This window comes from Candidatus Accumulibacter contiguus (assembly GCF_036625285.1).
Taxonomy (GTDB): domain Bacteria; phylum Pseudomonadota; class Gammaproteobacteria; order Burkholderiales; family Rhodocyclaceae; genus Accumulibacter; species Accumulibacter contiguus.
Map to the genome: position 1 here is coordinate 2,384,586 of NZ_JAZKUC010000001.1, position 17,281 is coordinate 2,401,866.

General features: G+C 61.5%; 19 protein-coding genes and 2 pseudogenes. 19 read left to right on the forward strand and 2 right to left on the reverse strand.

Going from position 1 to position 17,281, the window contains the following annotated elements; genetic code table 11:
• From V5B59_RS11655 to V5B59_RS11735, 17 genes and pseudogenes are all read left to right on the forward strand, one after another.
• Positions 1–882 (forward strand): hypothetical protein, encoded by an 882-nt coding sequence (locus V5B59_RS11655; protein ID WP_169071907.1) that lies wholly within the window; start codon positions 1–3, stop codon positions 880–882.
• 2 nt (positions 883–884) lie between these two features.
• Positions 885–1,424 carry a hypothetical protein gene (locus V5B59_RS11660; RefSeq protein ID WP_169071908.1) on the forward strand — a complete coding sequence of 180 codons (540 nt, stop codon included), beginning with the start codon at positions 885–887 and terminating at the stop codon, positions 1,422–1,424.
• Positions 1,421–2,485, forward strand: coding sequence for a peptidoglycan-binding domain-containing protein (locus V5B59_RS11665; RefSeq protein ID WP_034918076.1), 1,065 nt, complete (start codon positions 1,421–1,423; stop codon positions 2,483–2,485). Before V5B59_RS11660 ends, V5B59_RS11665 begins: the two co-directional genes overlap by 4 nt.
• A 10-nt stretch (positions 2,486–2,495) precedes the next feature.
• Positions 2,496–3,134 (forward strand): phage baseplate assembly protein V, encoded by a 639-nt coding sequence (locus V5B59_RS11670; RefSeq protein WP_169071909.1) that lies wholly within the window; start codon positions 2,496–2,498, stop codon positions 3,132–3,134.
• A 3-nt stretch (positions 3,135–3,137) separates the two neighbouring features.
• Positions 3,138–3,581 carry a hypothetical protein gene (locus V5B59_RS11675; RefSeq protein ID WP_248595072.1) on the forward strand — a complete coding sequence of 148 codons (444 nt, stop codon included), beginning with the start codon at positions 3,138–3,140 and terminating at the stop codon, positions 3,579–3,581.
• On the forward strand, positions 3,581–3,790 hold the full coding sequence (locus V5B59_RS11680) for a hypothetical protein (RefSeq protein WP_248595073.1): 210 nt from the start codon (positions 3,581–3,583) through the stop codon (positions 3,788–3,790). Before V5B59_RS11675 ends, V5B59_RS11680 begins: the two co-directional genes overlap by 1 nt.
• Positions 3,790–4,206, forward strand: coding sequence for a hypothetical protein (locus V5B59_RS11685; protein WP_169071910.1), 417 nt, complete (start codon positions 3,790–3,792; stop codon positions 4,204–4,206). The genes V5B59_RS11680 and V5B59_RS11685 overlap by 1 nt, the downstream gene beginning before the upstream one ends.
• Positions 4,196–5,674, forward strand: coding sequence for a baseplate J/gp47 family protein (locus V5B59_RS11690; protein WP_169071911.1), 1,479 nt, complete (start codon positions 4,196–4,198; stop codon positions 5,672–5,674). The genes V5B59_RS11685 and V5B59_RS11690 overlap by 11 nt, the downstream gene beginning before the upstream one ends.
• A 109-nt stretch (positions 5,675–5,783) precedes the next feature.
• Complete coding sequence (locus V5B59_RS11695) at positions 5,784–7,400, forward strand: IS1634 family transposase (RefSeq protein WP_332351692.1); 1,617 nt, start codon at positions 5,784–5,786, stop codon at positions 7,398–7,400.
• A 102-nt stretch (positions 7,401–7,502) separates the two neighbouring features.
• Complete coding sequence (locus tag V5B59_RS11700) at positions 7,503–9,110, forward strand: hypothetical protein (RefSeq protein ID WP_332351887.1); 1,608 nt, start codon at positions 7,503–7,505, stop codon at positions 9,108–9,110.
• 25 nt (positions 9,111–9,135) lie between these two features.
• Positions 9,136–9,612, forward strand: a complete 477-nt coding sequence (locus V5B59_RS11705; protein ID WP_332351888.1) for a hypothetical protein — start codon at positions 9,136–9,138, stop codon at positions 9,610–9,612.
• Positions 9,612–10,943: a hypothetical protein gene (locus V5B59_RS11710; protein WP_332351889.1), complete on the forward strand. Its 1,332-nt coding sequence runs from the start codon at positions 9,612–9,614 to the stop codon at positions 10,941–10,943. The genes V5B59_RS11705 and V5B59_RS11710 overlap by 1 nt, the downstream gene beginning before the upstream one ends.
• 54 nt (positions 10,944–10,997) lie before the next feature.
• A complete protein-coding gene (locus V5B59_RS11715) occupies positions 10,998–11,444 on the forward strand; it encodes a helix-turn-helix domain-containing protein (RefSeq protein WP_332351890.1) in 447 nt (148 codons plus the stop codon).
• Positions 11,445–11,617: 173 nt separating this feature from the next.
• Positions 11,618–12,175 (forward strand): annotated as a pseudogene (locus V5B59_RS11720) (IS630 family transposase); the annotation flags it as partial.
• 112 nt (positions 12,176–12,287) lie between these two features.
• On the forward strand, positions 12,288–12,668 hold the full coding sequence (locus V5B59_RS11725; protein ID WP_138679286.1) for a hypothetical protein: 381 nt from the start codon (positions 12,288–12,290) through the stop codon (positions 12,666–12,668).
• Between the two features lie 250 nt (positions 12,669–12,918).
• Complete coding sequence (locus V5B59_RS11730) at positions 12,919–14,223, forward strand: IS701 family transposase (RefSeq protein ID WP_246149239.1); 1,305 nt, start codon at positions 12,919–12,921, stop codon at positions 14,221–14,223.
• Positions 14,224–14,422: 199 nt separating this feature from the next.
• On the forward strand, positions 14,423–15,751 hold the full coding sequence (locus V5B59_RS11735) for an IS4 family transposase (protein ID WP_169072214.1): 1,329 nt from the start codon (positions 14,423–14,425) through the stop codon (positions 15,749–15,751).
• Positions 15,752–15,822: 71 nt separating this feature from the next.
• Here the strand turns inward: V5B59_RS11735 and V5B59_RS11740 are convergent, their stop codons facing one another.
• Complete coding sequence (locus V5B59_RS11740) at positions 15,823–16,098, reverse strand: hypothetical protein (protein ID WP_332351891.1); 276 nt, start codon at positions 16,096–16,098, stop codon at positions 15,823–15,825.
• Positions 16,099–16,194: 96 nt separating this feature from the next.
• Here V5B59_RS11740 and V5B59_RS26205 point away from each other — a divergent pair, with 96 nt between their 5' ends.
• Together V5B59_RS26205 and V5B59_RS11750 are read left to right on the forward strand one after the other, a co-directional pair.
• Positions 16,195–16,389: a hypothetical protein gene (locus V5B59_RS26205; RefSeq protein ID WP_408612916.1), complete on the forward strand. Its 195-nt coding sequence runs from the start codon at positions 16,195–16,197 to the stop codon at positions 16,387–16,389.
• A gap of 211 nt (positions 16,390–16,600) precedes the next feature.
• Positions 16,601–17,020 (forward strand): annotated as a pseudogene (locus tag V5B59_RS11750) (recombinase family protein); the annotation flags it as partial.
• 29 nt (positions 17,021–17,049) lie between these two features.
• Here the strand turns inward: V5B59_RS11750 and V5B59_RS11755 are convergent.
• A complete protein-coding gene (locus tag V5B59_RS11755; RefSeq protein ID WP_332351892.1) occupies positions 17,050–17,190 on the reverse strand; it encodes a hypothetical protein in 141 nt (46 codons plus the stop codon).
• Positions 17,191–17,281: the final 91 nt, after the last annotated feature.

The following is a 17,281-nucleotide window of genomic DNA, read 5'->3' on the forward strand; positions in this document are numbered from 1 at the left end:
ATGACGGTGCGCATCGGTCAGATCGAGCTGAACGGCGTCCAGAACGTCCACACCGAGGAGTCGCGAACGCTCGTCGAGCAGCACGTTCCACGCCAGGACGGCAGCATCTTCCAGGACCTCGGCCGCGACCCGCTGACGGTCTTCGTCGATGGCCTGCTGTTCGGCGCCGCGGCGCTGTCCGGGCTCGAACGACTGCGCGCAGCGCGAAGCGCCGCCGAACCCCTGCCCTTCGCCGCCGATGTGTTGATCGGCAGCGAGTTGACCGAAGTTCTCATCGAGGACCTGCAGGTCCGTCAGGTAGCCGGCTATCCGGATCGTTACCGTTACACGCTGCGCCTGCGTGAATACAGGCGCCTGCCCGGGCCGGCCGAACGTCTCCAGCGCCGGATCGATGCCGATGTCGCAGCAGATGCGGAATCCTGGGCCGGCAGCAGTCTGGCGGCAGCGAGCGTGCTGCTCGATCCGGCCAGCCTGCCCACCGCTCTGCTGCACCAGCCGCAACTGCTCGAACACCTCAGCGGCGCCGATCTCGGCAAAAGCATCCTGCTCCAGGCCGAACGGCTGACGGGCTCGGATTTCGGTGGTGTGCTGCAGGCGGTCGGCAAGTTCGATCTGGCCAAGGCGCAGGACCTCGTCGAAGTCCTGCGCGACGCCGACGGTCTGTCCGGCCTGTTGCAGAAATGCGTCGACGAAGGCGTCGATTTCCTCAGCGAGCTGACCGGGATCGATCTGAAGCAAGTGGCACCGCTGCTCGGCGCGCTGCGCGACGGCTTCGAGTTCCTCAAGACGCTGAAGGAAGTGGCCGAGAGCGCCGGCAAGCTGTTCCAGCATCTCGCTGATTTCGATCCATTGAAGCCACTCCGGTCTCTTTCCGAGGGATAGCGATGAGCGACTCGGCAAGCGTCTTTACCGACCTGAACCACTTTTCGACGCGTCTCGGGACACTGTTGAGTTCGGACGCGGCTCGGCAGGCGCCGAAGATCGCCAGCCAACTGCGTGCCGAAAAGCAGCTCAGGGCCGCCATTGAATCCCTGATCACAATCCTGGAGGGACTCGCCCAAGCCACCACGAACCTGAAAGAACCCCTCGAGAAAGCCGCCGAGGTCGCCGCTGGCTGCGAGGCGATCGCCGACAGTCTCGATGCCTTCGGCGACGGCAAGAGCCTGGGCCAGGTGGCGAAGCTGTGCGGACAAAGCGACGGCGTGGTGCAACCGATCGTGGACAAGATCGTCCACATACGCGGCCCCCTCAAGGCAGCGCTGGGCATACTCGGCAGCCTGCCGACGCCCAACGAGTTGATCGGGCTCGACGAGCACCTGACTGCTCTGGCAGACGATCTCAAGGCGCTGAAAGGGGAAGTCAAAGACCCCAAGGCGTCCACCAGCACTCCCACCTCATCGACCACCGGAGGCCAACTGCCATGAGCGAAGCCATTCCTTCTCAAGCACCCGCTGCAGAGCCACAAGACAACCCCTTCGCGACCGTCGCCCAATTGCTGCGATCGCTGCGGGAATCGCTCGAAGGAACCAAACGGCCCGGCCAGGCGCCACGCTGGGTGCGCATCGCGCGCATCCGTGCCTACCGGGGCGACACCGATTTCATCTCGAAAGCCGTCATCCCCGCCGTCGACAAAGCGCTCGCCTTCACCGTGCTCTATCTCGCCTCCCTGACGCTGCAGGCGCGGGATCTGCTGCAGCAGGCCGACTCCGCCAAGGCTCTGGTCGAAACATCGGGCGAAATGCTGCAGGTCGTCACCACCGAAGAGTTTACCCAGGCGCTGGCCGAGGCGGTCGATCAGAAAGGCGTCGTCAACCCGCTGCGCGAAGCGCGCGGCGTCATCGACAATGTGACGACCTTTGTGGACAAGGTTCCCGACCCGGCAGACCTCGATCTGATCAGCAAGGAGCTCTACGGTCTGCTGTGCCTCGAACAACTGCCGCTCGACGAAGCCGGCCTTGACGCGACTACGGAAGTGCATCTCAACCTGGAGACCTCAGGCAAGATCCGCCTGCTGCAGATGGCGCTCAACAACCCGGTGCGCATCCGCGGCCTCGGCAAGAGCAAGCAAGGCGAACAGGAACTGGCCTTTCTTGGCACACGCCGCATCTGGCCGGCCGCAGCGGCGGATCTCCCGGGCAAGGCCATAGGGCGGTGGGGAACGGAGCTCGATAGCGAAACGATCTATGAATTCGATTTCACAAGGCCCGGGGTCGCAGGGCAGGACATCGCCGAGGCCAACGGTCTGCTCGAAAAGCTCGGCTACGTCGAACCCGCCGTGACCGACGCCAAGGTCTTCGACGACACGCTGCAGCGGCGGCTGCGCCGCTTCCAGAAGATCAACGGACTGGCGATCACCGGCCAACTCGACAATCCGACGCTGAACGGCCTGCAGCACCTCAACCACGCAAGCAAGTCGCTGAAGCGTGCGCAGTCATTCGATGCCGACGCCCTGAAGGACTTCGACGACACGAAGAACGAGACCTAGAAAGCCCTGGATGAACGATCCGATCGCGATCATCCGCGCCGTCGTCCGCGACGAGCTGCGCGCCCTGCGACTTGGCGACATTGCCGTGGTCACCAGTGTCTTTCCGCATGCCGGCGAAGGCGACACCTGCAACCACTACTGCAACGTCAAGCTCCGCGAGGGCGATCTGGAACTGCGCAAGGTGCCGATCGCCACACCGCACGTCGGCATGGTTAGCGCGCCGGCGGTCGGCGATCTGGTGCTGCTGAGCTACGTCGGCGGCGACGCCAACCGGGCAGTGATCGTCGGCCGGCTGTACTCCGATCAGGCGCGCCCACCGCTGCACGAAGAGAACGAGTGGCGGGTCGAAGCGCCGCTGCACGGCAAGACCTCGCTGGCCATCGACAAGCAGGGCGCGCTGGTGCTGACGACCGGCAAGACGGTGCTGACTCTGCACCAGGACGACAGTGTCGACATCGCCGGCGAGACCGACCTGAAGATCACCGTCAAGGGCGACGTCAAGCTCGAATGTGTCAATTGCGAAATCGACGCCAAAGGCAAGGTCGATCTCGGCCTGGGCGGCGGCGGGGTCATTACCGACATGACCCACAAGTGCTACTTTACCGGCGCCCCCCTGGTCGGGTCGACCACCGTCAAGGCGAAAGGCTGAGCCATGCCCTCACCGACCGCCGACCAACTCGCAGGCCTCGTCCGCTCCACGCTGGACAGCGCCGGCATCCACGGCCGGGACGCACCGGGCCTGGCACGGGCGCTCGCGAAAACCACCGCGCAGGCGCTGGCCATGTTCCTGACCCAGGCAGAGGTTCTGCCCGGAATCCCGGCGTCCGCCCCACCACCAGCGAACAGCGGCAGCACCGTCGGCCCGGGGAGTCTGCTGCCACCGCCCGCCGGTGGGCCGACCGCCGCTCAGCTCGAAAACCTGGCGCTGGCCGATCTGAAAGGCGAGGGAATCGCCGGCGCGAACGCCCCCGACCTGGCGAAAGTGATCGCCGGCAGCCTCGCGCAGGCGATCGAGCTGTTCACGGCGCAGGTACAGGTCGCCCCCGGAATCGCCATCAGCGGCCTCGTCACCACCGCTCCCGGGAGTCTGATTTAATGCCGGCGCCGAGCAAGAACCAATTGCAGCCGCTGGTCGACGGGCTCAGGATGGCGAACGGCCTGCACGGCCACGACGCCCCTGCCCTCGCCGATGCGATCGCCGAAATCATCGCCCAGGCGCTGGCGCTGCTGCTGACGCAGGCCAAGGTGGCGCCGGGAATCGCTTGCTCGCCAGGCGCCACCACCGCCCCCGGAAGGCTGATCTGATGGCCGACATCTTCAAGACCGATCTGCGGATCGTTTTCCAGGACACCGGCCACGGCCCGGTCGTCGAACTGGCGACCGGCGCAAAGGGTGCGGCGGCCGTCACTGGCATCGACAACCTGGTGCAGGCGCTGACCCTGCGGCTGCTCGTCGACCAGGGAGAACTCGAATCCCTCGGGCATTCGCGCTACGGCAGCCGCATCCGCGAACTGCTCGGTGCCAGACTGGACCGTGCCAATCTCGAACTGATGCGCCGTTTTGTTCGCCAGACGCTGCTCGACGACCAACGCGTTGCCGAGGTCGTTCGCGTCGTCGTCCGGTCGCGCTCCGATGCGCCGGGTATCGTCGATGTCGAAGCGGAAGTCCGGGCCAGAGACGGCCAATCCGCGCAGATAGGAGTGAGCCTCGATGCCGCCTGAAACGCCTTTCGACAGCAAGGACTTCGCCACGCTGACGAGCGACCTGCTGCAGTCGCTCGCCACCGCCACCGGCGCTCCGCTGACCGACGACAACGAGGGCAGCGTCGTGCGCACGCTGGCCGAAGCCTTCGCCCGCGAACTGGCGGTCTGCTATCAGCAACTGAGGAAGGTCTACCAGCACGGCTTCCTCGACACCGCCGAAGGCGTCGCGCTCGACCACGTCGTCGCCCTGCTCGGCATGAACCGCCAGCGCGCCGGACATCTCGAAGGCCTGGTGACCTTCCGCCGCCCGCAACCGGCGCCCGCCGACATCCCGGTGCCCTCAGGAACGCTGGTCAGCGGACGCGGCGCGCCGGTCTGCGCAACGGTCGAGGACTCGCTATTGGCCAGGGGCGAGCAGGAAGTCAGCGTCCGAGTGCGCTCGCTCGAACCCGGCGGGCAGGCCGTCAGGCCAGGCGCGCTGAATCTGATGCCGAGACCGATCTGGGGCGTGGACACCGTCGTCAACCACGCCGACCTGCTACTGCGGCAAAGCGAGGAAAGCGACGACGAGCTGCGCGAGCGGGCGCGCCGCCTGCTGCTGGAAACGGTCGTCGGCACGCCGGCAGCGATCGCACAGGCGGTGCGCACGCTCGGCATCGCCCAGGTCCAGGTCCACGAAGACCCGCGCAGACCGGGAACCATTGAAGTCGTCCTCGGAGATCACGACATCGATGATGCGCTGCTCGAGCAGGCGAAGACCGTGGTCGAAAACGTCCGCACGGCGGGAATCCAGGTCAGCGTTCAGCGCAGCCAGCAGGTGGTCATCGAAATCGCGGCGATGCTGGTACTGCACGAGGATTTCCCGGAGCAGCGCCGAGAAGCCGTCCTCGCGCAGATCAAGCGATCGCTGCAAAGCTATTTCGACAGCCTGGGATCCGGCGCGCGTGTTCGCTGGAGCAAGGTCAGTTCCCTTCTCACCGCTCCCGATGAAGTCAACGAACTGCGTTCGTCGGCCGATGGCAGCGTCTATCCGCGGCCATTCGTCAAACAGGACGGGAAATGGCAGGACGTGTCCGCGAGCCACACGCTGCGCAACGGCGACATCGACATCGGCACCCACGAACGCGCCGCGCTCGACCTGGGGGTCAAACCGCTGCGCGTGGTTCTCGAGCCGCCGCTGCTCGAGGTCTGGGTCGAGGTCAGCCTCGGCAGCCCGCTCAACCCCCGTGAAGAACAGGTCTGGCTTGCCTGGCTGAAGGCGCAGTTCGATACTTTCAAGGCGCCGCGGACCGTCACCTGGGACGACCTCGTCGCCACCTTGCCGCCGGGCAGCACGGGAGTGGTGACAGCCTTCACGCTGAAGCATCAGCCCGGCGGCGAGCCGAAATCGCTCCACGTCGAAGGTGACTCCGACCAGCTCGGCCAGCGCGAGCGCCTGCTGGTGGGACAGATCGATTATCCGGGCGGACCTTCCCGGAGCCCTTGAGGTAAGTCGTTGATTCATGGCAAGAAACCAGAAAATCGGCAAAAATGTAGGCATGTAAATATAATAATAGCTATTTACAAACAATGTGCTATTGGCTATTATTGTCGGCATGTACATCGCCCGCGTCCCCAACCGAAAGTCCAGGCCGGCCATCCTGCTTCGCGAGTCCTATCGCGAGGGAGGCAAAGTCTGCACACGAACCATCGCCAATCTGACGAACTGGGCACCGGAACGAATCGTCGCCATGGAACGTCTGGTGAAGGGCGAATTCGACGACTGGTCGGGAGAGATGACCAGCGGCGAGATTTTTGGGGTGCTGTTTGCCCTCAAGCAGTTGGCCGACCAGGTGGGCCTCACGCGGGTGCTGGGCAGCGCTGCGGAAAGCAAGCTCAACCTGTTCCTGATTCTCGCGCGTATCGCGCATGGTGGCTCGCGGTTGTCGGCGGTACGCTGGGCGAAACAGCACACGGTGGCCGATGTGTTGGCGGTGGAGGCGTTCGATGAGGACGACCTCTATGCCGCGCTGGACTGGCTGGCGAGCCAGCAGGAACGCATCGAGCGGGAGCTTTACCAGGCCTATGTCAAGGCGCAGGGCCAACCGCCCGTGCTGGTGCTTTACGACGTCACTTCGAGCTACTTTGAAGGGGAATGCAACGAGCTGGGGCAATATGGTTACAACCGCGACGGCAAGCGCGGCAAGCCGCAAATCGTCATCGGTTTGTTGACCGCGGAGGACGGGGAGCCTCTGGCCGTGCGGGTCTTCGAAGGGAATACCGCGGACCCGACGACGGTGGCCAGCCAGATCACGATCCTGAAGGAACAATTCGGCATTGCCGAGGTGGTGATGGTCGGCGATCGGGGAATGATCAAGGCCAAGGGGAAAGCCGCGCTGTCGGTACAGGGCTTCCGTTATATCACGGCGTTGACGGACGCGCAGATACGCACCTTCCTCAAGGAGGGGGTGCTGCAGACGGATCTCTTCGATGCGCATCTGTGCGAGGTGGAGCACAACGATAAACGCCTGATCGTGCGCCGCAACGAGACTGTGCGGGTGCGCGAGGAGCGTCGGCGGGAGGACAAGCTGGCGCAGTTGCAAGCGAAGGTCGCCGAACGTAATGCCTTCGTCAAGGACTCCAAGCGCGCCAGCGCGGCAGCAGGCCTGGCCGCCTTGCAGCGCTGGACCAAGAGCCACAAGCTCAGCGCGTTTGTCACCCTGACGCTGAAAGAACGCGTCATTGTCTGTACCATCGACGAGGAGGCCAAAGAGCAAGACGCTCTGCTCGACGGCTGCTATCTGCTGGAAACCAATGTGCCGCTCACCTTGATGGACGCGAAGACGGTCGATGCGCGTTATCGCGATCTGCAAAAAGTCGAGCGCAACTTCCGCACCGTGAAAACCACCTTTCTGGAAATTCGCCCGATCTTCCTGCGCAAGGCCGAGCGGACCAAGGCGCATGTCTTCGTGGCGATGCTGGCCTTAAAAATCACGCGGCGGTTTGAAGCGGCTCTGCGGCAGACCTTCGGCAGCACCGAAGACGACCCCGCCGCCATCACCCCGGACGACGCCCTGGTGGCCCTCGGACGATTGACCTATCTCTACACCACCGACCGCAACGGTCAGCGTCACACGCATCTGCCACGCCCGGACGATCAACAGGCCAAAATCCTCAGCGCCATCGGTCTGTCCTTCCCGCTCAAGGCCAAAGCCGACAAGCTCGCCGCGTAGGCAGGCGCCGCTTTTGCGGCATCGGCTATTTTTTTAACAAAAACCGATAGTTACAGCATAACTGCGCTTGCTGGCTGGGGGAAGATCCGCCGGGGAAGAGCCATGGCTGACTCCCGCGCACGCCGCCGGGCGCTTTTCTCGGTCCTGCCGCGCGTTTTCGCCGGCCAGCCGGCACCCAGCGCGCTGGCCGGAATCATAGAGGCGATGGCGGCGGCTCTGGCCGGGATCGACGAGGGACTGACGCGTACCCAGCGCGACCATTGGTTGCAACTCGCCAGCGGCGAAGCCTCCGGCAGCGGCACGGCGAGTGCCCTCGAACGGCTTGGTGCGTTGTTGGGAATCGACCGGCTCGACGGCGAGGAAAGCGAGGCCTACCGCAACCGACTGTCGATCACCGCCCGCGTCCTGACGCGCGGTCTCAACACCCCACGCGCGCTGCTCGAACTGGCCATCGTCACGCTCGGCGCCGAGCCCTGCCCGCGTATCGAGAAGTACCAGGACACGACGATCGGCTACGGGTTGCCGCCAGGAACCATTGAGCGTTGCCCGGCGTGCCGGGCAGGCAAGCCGCTAACTGAGTGTCCAAACACCGGGGCGCGTGTGCTGGAGGCTTGGATCACCGACAACCCGCCGCAACCGCAGCGCCTTGTCGTCAATCCGCAACCGCGGCCGGGAACGCGCTTCGTGGTCGAGAACCCGAGCCTTGACGAAGATGTGCCTGAACTCCGGCTGCAGGCGCTCGATCGGCCGACGAGCTACCCCTGCCTGCACAACCGGGCCACCGGCGAGATCATCCTGTACGCCGGCACGCTGCAGCCGGACGAAGTGCTCAGCGTCTGGCCGCAGGTCGAGCTCGAAGAAACCCGGCGCTACGCAAGCCATGAAGGAACCAGTGCGCACCCTTGGCGCGATCAGTACCCCTCGGGTAGCGCGGTCATCATCGATCGTGACGGCAAGAATCAGCGGACCGTCAGCGCCGACGTCTACTATCTGAACGGCGCGCACTTTGCCGCCAGTGATGCCAGTCCGGACGATCCGGGCCTCGCGCGCTTCGCAAGCCTTGAGGCCACCGAAGGCCCGCGATTCGCCGACCCGCTGAGGCACGGCAGCGTTTTCGGAACGGCGACGTTCGGGGGCGACGGCGGTGAGGAGCTCGACGCAACGACAGGCCACTTCGGCAGTGCCGGTCGGCAGGTACGCACGCCGCGTGTCCGCCCGGGATCCGACGAATGGTCCTATGGCGTGTACACCCGCGACGACGTCAAAGCCATCGCCGGAACCATGTCCGGCCCACTGTTCGACAACGCTCCCGAGCACCCCGGTGACTCAGCGGTCGAGCTGACGCTGTCGTGGTGGGCACGCCGGCCGGCGAGTTTCCGTTTGTCGATTCCCCGCAGCGCCTGGGTCGGGCAGGCCGAAGCGCGCGGCGCCCATCGCATGCTGGCGCGCTGGATCGAGCAGGTGCGCGCGACCGGCGTCGTCACTGCCGTTGATTTCCCCGAACCGAAGAAGCGCGAGCAGGCGGCACTTGGCGAGCGTCCAAGCTGGCACCTGCGGCAGCAGTGGCGGGAGTCGGTGCCGATGGATGAGGGCGCGTTGACCTGGATGACGCAATCGCAAGACCGCGAAGACCACGCATTGACCGACGGTGTGCTCACCTGGCGCGGGGTTTTCGACAACACCCGCCTCGACGCATCACGTTTCGACTAGCGACTACCGAAGAGGGGTACCGACGATGAGCCTGCACGAAAAACAGACCTTGAGTGGTCGCCTGACGATCGAGCTGCGCACCCCGGATGGCCGGATCGTCACCCGACGACAGCACGACAACCTGATCACGACCACCGGCAAGTCGCTGGTCGCGCGCATCTTCAGCGGCGAGGTGACCGGCAAACCGGAACTGCGCATTGCCATCGGCAGCGACGCTCACGACGTGAAACCCGACGACAAGAATCTGGGCGAACCGCGCGACGAAGTCGTCGCCACGACCAAACAGGTGACCGTCGTCAGCGAAGACGGCCAGCAACGTGCGCTGGCGACGGTCACCGCCACCTTCCCACCAATCGGTGACCGCCGCCAGGAACTGCACGAAGCCGGAATCGTCATCCGCTTTCCGAATCTGGACCCGGTGCTCTACAACCGCGTGACCTTCGGCAGCATCACGCGCACCGGCAACCTCGACATGACCCTGACCTGGGAGGTACTGTTCTGATGGCCGAGAGACCCGACGCCTACTTCCGCAAAAAGCCCGGTGACGTCATCCAGAGCAACGAGTGGAACGAACTGCAGGTCAAGGCGCGCGAGGAAATCCGTGCGCACCGCCACACCGGCAACGAAGACGGCAGCCTGATACCGCGCGCCGGGATCGAAACCGGCGCCATCGACGGCAAGCTGATCGACCCGGCTGCCGAAGTCAGCATCAGGACGCTGACCACCAGCGGCAACCTCACCGTCAAGGGTGACCTGGCGGTCAACGGCAAGGCGCTGCTTGGCGACATCGCCGATCTGCTGGCCACAGTGAAAGGTTTGCAGGATGAAAAGCTCAATCGGCGCGGTGATAGCGTCAGCGGCACCTTGCGGGTGCAGAGGAATTTTCTCGTCGATGGCAATGTCGGCATCGGCACGATAACGCCAAGTCAGAAACTGACGGTGGAAGGGGGGCACAATTCCGGCAGGGACCCGGATAGCGGCCTTTTATATGGTGGACAGTTGGCCATCAAGAGCAATGCTCCGCAAATCGACTTTATAGACACTGACCTTGATCACAATGACTGGGCGATCATGGTAAATGGCAGCAAGATGCACTTTATTAGGGAGCCTTGGACCTATACCAATCTGATGCTGGCTGCGAACGGCAATGTCGGCATTGGCACGGACAATCCGTTGCAGCAGCTAACCATCACCGGCGGACTCGGATTTGCGAATCAATATGCCGGAGACAAGAAGTTGTATTCGCCAAAAGATGGTCTTCTCGAATGGATGACGCATGACGCTGCAGGAGACCCAGGATTTGCCGTGAGCCACCAGGGTGAAGCGCGCGTTTACCTGACCACCGACGGCAACAGCTATCTGAACGGCGGGAACATTGGAATAGGAACGACAGCGCCTACCCACCGCTTTCACGTGGTCGCCGAGAATGCCGTGGGTTTGTTCGAGTCGTCAGGTGAGATGGCCTACTTGCGGCTCTCCACAAAAGAAGGAATGGAAAACCGGGTGGAGATCTGCAACCGCTCTGGTGGCAGGCTAAGTCTGTGGAATAACGGCCAAGATGTATTGAACATCACCAGAAATGGGAATGTTGGCATCGGCACGATGACGCCAAATCAAAAATTGATGGTGCAGGGGGGGCACAATGCGGGCAGGGATCCCGACAGCGGGCTCTTGTATGGTGGTCAATTGGCTATCAAAAGCAACGCCTGTCAAATCGATTTCATCGACACCGATTCCGGTCACGATGACTGGGCAATCATGGTAAATGGCAGCAAGATGCACTTTATCAAAGAGCCCTGGACCTATACCAACCTGGTAAGCGGTTCCAGATAAGTCCCCCGCTTTATGCCTGTATACTTGCCACCCCCACCTTCCGGAAGCCTCGCGATGTCCCGCACAGCCAAGACCCTAGCCCTCACTGAGGAAGAACGCCGCCAGTTGACGCAGATCGACGAGCGCGGCAGCGACTGGCGCGAACGCCGGCGAGCGCGGACCGTACTCCTCCTCGACAAGGGGCTGTCGATCAGCGCCGTAGTGACCGCGCAGAAAATTCATAAAGAGACCGTGGCCTGCCACCGGGATGCTTGGCTGGCACGAGGGGTCACCGGGCTGCGCGACCTGCCGCGCAGCGGCGCACCTCGCAAGCTATCGGAAACGCATAAGCAGGTGCTCTGCGCTTGGGCGACGGCTGAGGCCTGTACGGCACCTCAGTTGAGGAACCGGCTGTTAGAGGAGCATGGCGTACAGGTGTCGGTGTGGCTGGTGCAAAGCGCGTTGACAGAGAAAGGCTACGTCTGGAAAAGGACCCGTCATAGTCTAAAAAAAACGGGGTAACTACTCAGGTCAAATTGTTATGTAAAAACAATTGGTTAGAAACATGAGAACAATGGCATAAACTTGCAACCACTTGATTCTAAATCAGTCCCATTCGTCATTATGCTATTTCAATATTCGCAACGTGTTGATTTTTAACAAGATGCAGTACCTGAGTAGTTACAAAACGGGACGAAATGAAATTCCGGGAAGCCCAGGCAGAAATAGAGCAATTGGTTGAAAAATCAAGGACTGGCGAAACCAATTTGGCATATGTGGACGAGGCCGGCTTTGCACAGGCGCAACCCAACCGGACGGCGTGGACCGAAAAGGGAGAGGTTCACCTCATTACGGCCGAGCGCGGAAAGCGCTTGAATGTGCTCGGTGCGTTGATCTCGAACGGGACGTTGTTCACCGCCAAGTTCTGGGAGACCACGACCGCGGCTGCTTTTGGTGGCTTCCTCGGTCTCCTTCTGGAATGCAGCGGAAAGCCTCTGACGGTCATCCTGGACAATGCTTCGATCCACAAGGCAAAGGAAATCCAGCCTCTGCTGGCTTTACTGAAGGGCAAGGGCCTGACGCTTTACTTCCTGCCGCCTTACAGCCCGGAGTTGAACCGCATCGAGAAGCTCTGGCACAAGATGAAGTACGAGTGGATGGCGTTCAAAGCCAGGAGCGCCGCTCTCCTGGAGGCCGACGTCACAGAAATTCTGGACGGCTTCGGATCTAAATATCGGATGACTTTTTGCTGAGCGCTTACTGGCGGCGAACGGCAACGTCGGCATTGGCACGGACAACCCGCTACAGCAACTAACCATCACCGGCGGACTCGGATTTGCGAATCAAGGTGCCGGGGACAAGAAGTTGTATTCGCCCAAAGACGGTCTTCTCGAATGGATGACGCATGACGCCGCAGGAGAACATGGATTTGCCGTGAGCCACCAGGGTCAAGCGCGCGTTTACTTGAACACGAACGGCAACAGCTATCTGAATGGCGGGAACGTTGGCATTGGCATGACGACGCCAGCACAGAAACTGATCGTGCAAGGCAACCTCGATGCCGGCAAAGACCCCGATAACGGAATGTCTCATAGTGGCCAATTGGCCATCAAGGGCAATGCCCCGCAGATCGACTTTATCGATACCGACCACAACGACTGGGCTATCCATGTAAATGAGGGGAAGATGTACTTTATCTCACAGCCGTGGGATTATAGCGCACCCGATTACCCACAACTCACTTGACATAGGAGCGCGCGGCGTGGCTTGACTCCAACGCGATAGCAAACGCTGTTGCATTTCCGCTTACCCACCCCATATATGCAAACGGCAACAGTTTTCAAGCTGTTGTTAAAACGTATATTTCGTAATTCTACTTTGCCACATTTCTAAAATGGTTGAAATACAGGCTATTGAGCTACATATCTAATGCTCTACCACATAAGGAGTATGACGATGAAATCGCCAAATTTATTTATTTGGGATCGGGCGTGCGGTGGCCAGCTGCTGCGAGAATCTGACCAGCCATTTTCAGTCGTTCCGGGAGTGTTTCCGCAGTAAAACGCGAAGCACGGCCGAGCAAGCTGAACAGTACTTGCGGGGCCTTTTTCAAAGCCCTCGTGCGAACCTGGAACAGATGAGCGAGACGGTGGCGGAGACCGAGTATTACAGCCTCCACCACCTGTTGAGCGATGCTGCATGGGACTTTGAGAATGTGCGTCGGGAGACGGCGCGACAAGCGGACGAGTGGATCGGTGGGCCAGAGACGGGACTGTTGCTCGATGAGTCTGGGGTCCAAAAGAAGGGCGACCATTCAGCGGGCGTCGCCAGGCAGTACAACGGTCGCCTGGGTAAGGTCGAGAACTCGCAGGTTGGAGTGTATGCCGCCTTGGCACGAGGGTCGCAGGCGGCGATCATCGACTTCGAATTGTTCCTTCCAGAGCGTTGGGTTGAAGACGCCAAGCGTTGCCAGGAAGCGGGGATTCCGGAATCGGCACGGGTCTTTCGGACTAAGCCGCAGATGGCTGCCGAGATGGTCAAGCGGGCACGAGCCGCCGGGGTGCGCTTTGGCTTCATCGGTGCCGACGGCCTCTATGGCCACGCGACTTGGCTGCTGTTTGATTGGGACGATGCAGGTGAGGTATTCGCCACCGAGGTGCACAGCGACCAGCAGTTTTACTTTACCGATCCGGGAAAGGCGTGGGTACCGGCCTGGGAAGCCCGCGAATGGGCCGCGCGCCTGAAACGAAAGGAGTGGCACCCGGTGATCCTGCGCGACGGGGAGAAGGGTGAAGTGCGCGCGATGTTTGCCCATACCCGCGTGTGGATCAGTCATCCGAACAGCGCACAGGCCCGCCAATGGCATCTCCTGGCACGCCGCGATGGCAAGGAGGTGAAGTTCATGCTCTCCAACGCGGCGCCCGACACGCCACTTCGCGAGCTGGCACGCATGCAGGCACAGCGCCACTTCATCGAGCGCGCCTTCGAGAATGCGAAAGGTTGCTGTGGGATGGCCGACTACCAGGTACGCAAGTGGCGGGCTTGGTACAACCACATGGCGCTCGTCTGCGTTGCACTACTCTTTCTCGTCAAGGAGCGGCGGCAACACTCACCCTACGCCGAGTTACTGTCCTGTGCCGATGTCGTCGACATGCTCGTGGCGCAGCTCCCGGTGAAGATTCACGGTCGCGAAGACCTCGTGCGAATCATCGCCGAGCGTCATGCACGGCGACAAAGCGCCCGCGACAGCGCCTACCGAAGGCAGCCGCCAGCACCCAAAAATGCCATTAGAATCTGTTAATGTAGAAGTAATCTTGCGGAGGTATGGCATGCACCCGATTACCCACAACTCACTTGACATAGGAGCGCGCGGCGTGGCTTGACTCCAACGCGATAGCAAACGCTGTTGCATTTCCGCTTACCCACCCCATATATGCAAACGGCAACAGTTTTCAAGCTGTTGTTAAAACGTATATTTCGTAATCTTGCGGAGGTATGGCATGGGTTGGGCAGCGGAGGAGTTCAAGGATCTGGATTTGGGGGATGCGCGGCGGACGCGGCGCTTGATCAAGCTGGTGGATGATCTGTCGGCACAACCGACCGGAAGCATCCCGGTGGCTTGCGGGGGTTGGGCGGAAACCAAAGCGGCCTACCGGCTGCTGGACAATCCCGCGACGGACTGGCGTGAAATCCTGGAGGTTCATACCCAGCAAACGATAAAGCGGATGCAGGGCCAGCCGGTTGTCTTGTGTGTTCAGGATACCACCGAAGCGGATTTTACCTCGCAGCCGGGGATTGCCGGGCTGGGACGGTTGAGCTACGACGCCCAGCATGGGATGTTTGCGCATCCGACCCTGGCGATGACGCCGAGCGGGTTGGTGTTGGGCGCGACCGACTGCTGGATGTGGGCGCGAAAGCCAAAAGGTCAGCCCGACATCAAGGAAAGTATCCGCTGGGTGGAAGGCTATACCATCGTGGCCGATCTGGCCGAGACCGTGCCTGGTAGCCGGCTGGTATACATAACGGATAGGGAAGGCGACATTCGAGCGGTGATGAACACGGCCGCCGAGCGGGACTATCCGGCGGACTACCTGATCCGGTCCAAGCATAACCGCAAGACGAGCATGGGCGACAAGCTGTGGGACCGTGTGGGCGGTGGCGAAGCGGAAGGAGAACTGGAATTCACCATGCCCGCAGCGCCAGACCGCCCGGCCCGACTGGTGCGGCAAACGCTTTACCGGGAGCGGGTCACCTTGCCCGTACGCAAGGGTGCGCCGGTCGTGACCGTGACCGCGATCCTGGCGCGAGAAGAAAACCCGCCGGTTGGGGAGGAGCCCATTGAATGGAAATTGCTGACCAATCGGACGGCGGAAACGCTCGAAGACATCGTACAACTCATTGATTGGTATCGCCGCCGCTGGCTGATAGAAATTCTTTTCCGCATTTGGAAATCAGGCTGCAAGATAGAATCCCTGCAGTTGGGCAGCATGGAGCGACTGGAACGCGCCTTGGTCATTTACCTGATTATCGCCTGGCGCATCCTGTCCTTGGTTACCTGGGGCCGGGACTGCCCCGATTTGCCCTGTGACGTGGTGTTTGATATCGAGGAATGGCAAGCCGCCTGGATCGTCGCCCATCGCTCACCACCGCCGGATGCTCCCCCGCCCCTGGGTCAGATGGTGCGGCTGATTGCCGGCTTTGGCGGCTTTCTCGGGCGAAAACACGACGGGCATCCCGGCCCCAAGGCGATCTGGGAAGGGATGCAGAAGGTCAGGGCATTTGCCATTGCCCTGGAGGCTGGCCGTGCCGCCTATTTCAATGACGGATGAGTTGTGGGTAATCGGGTGGCCTTGGGCGGCTTTGCCCCCTAACCAGCCAACCCTCACAATTTAGCACTTTGTCATGGTGGTTTATAGGCATGGGAGAGATGAGGCTTAGGCTGAGGTTTTCGAGGCCGGGACCGATCGGGGACGAATTTTTGAAGGTTCGCGGCGAGTTCCTGCATCAGGGATTTGAGACTGCGCGTGGTGGCTGTACCGAGAAGCAGCCAGCGACCGATCTGGCGCTTGATCTTGTCGATCGCCTGGGTGCGGTTGATCTTGTAGGACGATCCGGGGTCGAGATGGGTGTCGGTGGCGACGTAAGCGGCCAGGGCATTGAGATGGCGTTGGTGCATAATTCGCCATGAAAAATTCACATGAAAACAGCACTTTAGAAAAAGCAACTTGCGGAAAATATGCCAGGAACGTCAAATTTCGTCATAAGTTGGCGCATGCGTCGCTTTAAGCTATTGATTTTTAAAGAGAGTATTTATGCACCAACGCCCATTGAGATGGTAGCAGACGGCCTTGGCGCCAAAATCCTGCTGGGCTGCGTGCCAGGACAAGCCGGAAGTATGCTCGAGACCAAGCCGATGCTTGACGCGCAAAAAGGCTTCCTCGATATACCATCACGGATGCCGCTATAAATTTGGCGGGAACGACCACCGCACCGAAATTGAGTCGAGCCGCCCTCTTGGGGTTGGCACAATGGCTGGAGAGGCGAACTCGCCCTGAAATCTCGACTCGAAATACTGTGGGGACTGATGATGCCTGCGGATTGGCGCCGCGTGATCCGTCTGCTGAGCCCCCTGGCGCTACGCCAGTAGCCTTCAGTCCGCGGCACGGAAGCCCAAGGTGATGAACAGCAAGAGCGCCCCGTGGCCGTTGCTGAGCGAGAAGGTCCGGAACGATCATCGGGACCGTCTCGCGGTGGTGTACGTTCGCCAGTCCACCTTGCAGCAACTGGTTCGACATCAGGAGTCGACTCGTTTGCAGTACGGACTGGTAGAGCGGGCAGTGGAACTGGGCTGGCCGCGCTCTCGAGTCGAAGTGATCGACGATGATCAGGGTAAATCGGGGGCCACCGCGGAAGGCCGGGTGGGCTTTCAGCGGCTGGTGAGCGAGGTCAGCCTCAACCATGTCGGCATCGTGCTGGGCCTCGAGATGTCCCGCCTGGCGCGCTCATGCCGGGACTGGTATCAACTGCTGGAAGTCTGCGGACTGTTCGGGACCTTGATTGGCGATCTGGATGGCATTTATGATCCGACCGATTACAACGGGTGTAACCCGTCTCCCGCGCCGAAGGTTCAAGCGGCTTGAGGTATCGGCCAATCCTCGATCTCATACAGAGTGGTATGTGGATACAGCCGCTCGGATTCGCGCTGGACACGGAAGGCGGTGAAGTCTTCCCATTGCTGGTTGATGGCGATGCAGCGCAATTGCAGCATGGCTTGGGCGCCGGCCACCGTCCAGTGGGGAAAAAGGGGGACAGACGGGGAAAAAGGGGGACAGACCACGTTTTCTGCTATAGTCGGTCTT

Excerpts from the sequence above, each read along its gene's own strand:
- V5B59_RS11740 (WP_332351891.1), bottom strand. The coding sequence starts at position 16,098 with ATGCACCAACGCCATCTCAATGCCCTGGCCGCTTACGTCGCCACCGAC.
- V5B59_RS11710 (WP_332351889.1), top strand. The coding sequence starts at position 9,612 with ATGGCCGAGAGACCCGACGCCTACTTCCGCAAAAAGCCCGGTGACGTC.
- V5B59_RS11670 (WP_169071909.1), top strand. The coding sequence starts at position 2,496 with ATGAACGATCCGATCGCGATCATCCGCGCCGTCGTCCGCGACGAGCTG.
- V5B59_RS11675 (WP_248595072.1), top strand. The coding sequence starts at position 3,138 with ATGCCCTCACCGACCGCCGACCAACTCGCAGGCCTCGTCCGCTCCACG.
- V5B59_RS11735 (WP_169072214.1), top strand. The coding sequence starts at position 14,423 with ATGGGTTGGGCAGCGGAGGAGTTCAAGGATCTGGATTTGGGGGATGCG.
- V5B59_RS11705 (WP_332351888.1), top strand. The coding sequence starts at position 9,136 with ATGAGCCTGCACGAAAAACAGACCTTGAGTGGTCGCCTGACGATCGAG.
- V5B59_RS11680 (WP_248595073.1), top strand. The coding sequence starts at position 3,581 with ATGCCGGCGCCGAGCAAGAACCAATTGCAGCCGCTGGTCGACGGGCTC.
- V5B59_RS11690 (WP_169071911.1), top strand. The coding sequence starts at position 4,196 with ATGCCGCCTGAAACGCCTTTCGACAGCAAGGACTTCGCCACGCTGACG.
- V5B59_RS11665 (WP_034918076.1), top strand. The coding sequence starts at position 1,421 with ATGAGCGAAGCCATTCCTTCTCAAGCACCCGCTGCAGAGCCACAAGAC.
- V5B59_RS26205 (WP_408612916.1), top strand. The coding sequence starts at position 16,195 with ATGCGTCGCTTTAAGCTATTGATTTTTAAAGAGAGTATTTATGCACCA.
- V5B59_RS11755 (WP_332351892.1), bottom strand. The coding sequence starts at position 17,190 with ATGCTGCAATTGCGCTGCATCGCCATCAACCAGCAATGGGAAGACTTC.
- V5B59_RS11715 (WP_332351890.1), top strand. The coding sequence starts at position 10,998 with ATGTCCCGCACAGCCAAGACCCTAGCCCTCACTGAGGAAGAACGCCGC.
- V5B59_RS11695 (WP_332351692.1), top strand. The coding sequence starts at position 5,784 with ATGTACATCGCCCGCGTCCCCAACCGAAAGTCCAGGCCGGCCATCCTG.
- V5B59_RS11685 (WP_169071910.1), top strand. The coding sequence starts at position 3,790 with ATGGCCGACATCTTCAAGACCGATCTGCGGATCGTTTTCCAGGACACC.
- V5B59_RS11655 (WP_169071907.1), top strand. The coding sequence starts at position 1 with ATGACGGTGCGCATCGGTCAGATCGAGCTGAACGGCGTCCAGAACGTC.
- V5B59_RS11700 (WP_332351887.1), top strand. The coding sequence starts at position 7,503 with ATGGCTGACTCCCGCGCACGCCGCCGGGCGCTTTTCTCGGTCCTGCCG.
- V5B59_RS11660 (WP_169071908.1), top strand. The coding sequence starts at position 885 with ATGAGCGACTCGGCAAGCGTCTTTACCGACCTGAACCACTTTTCGACG.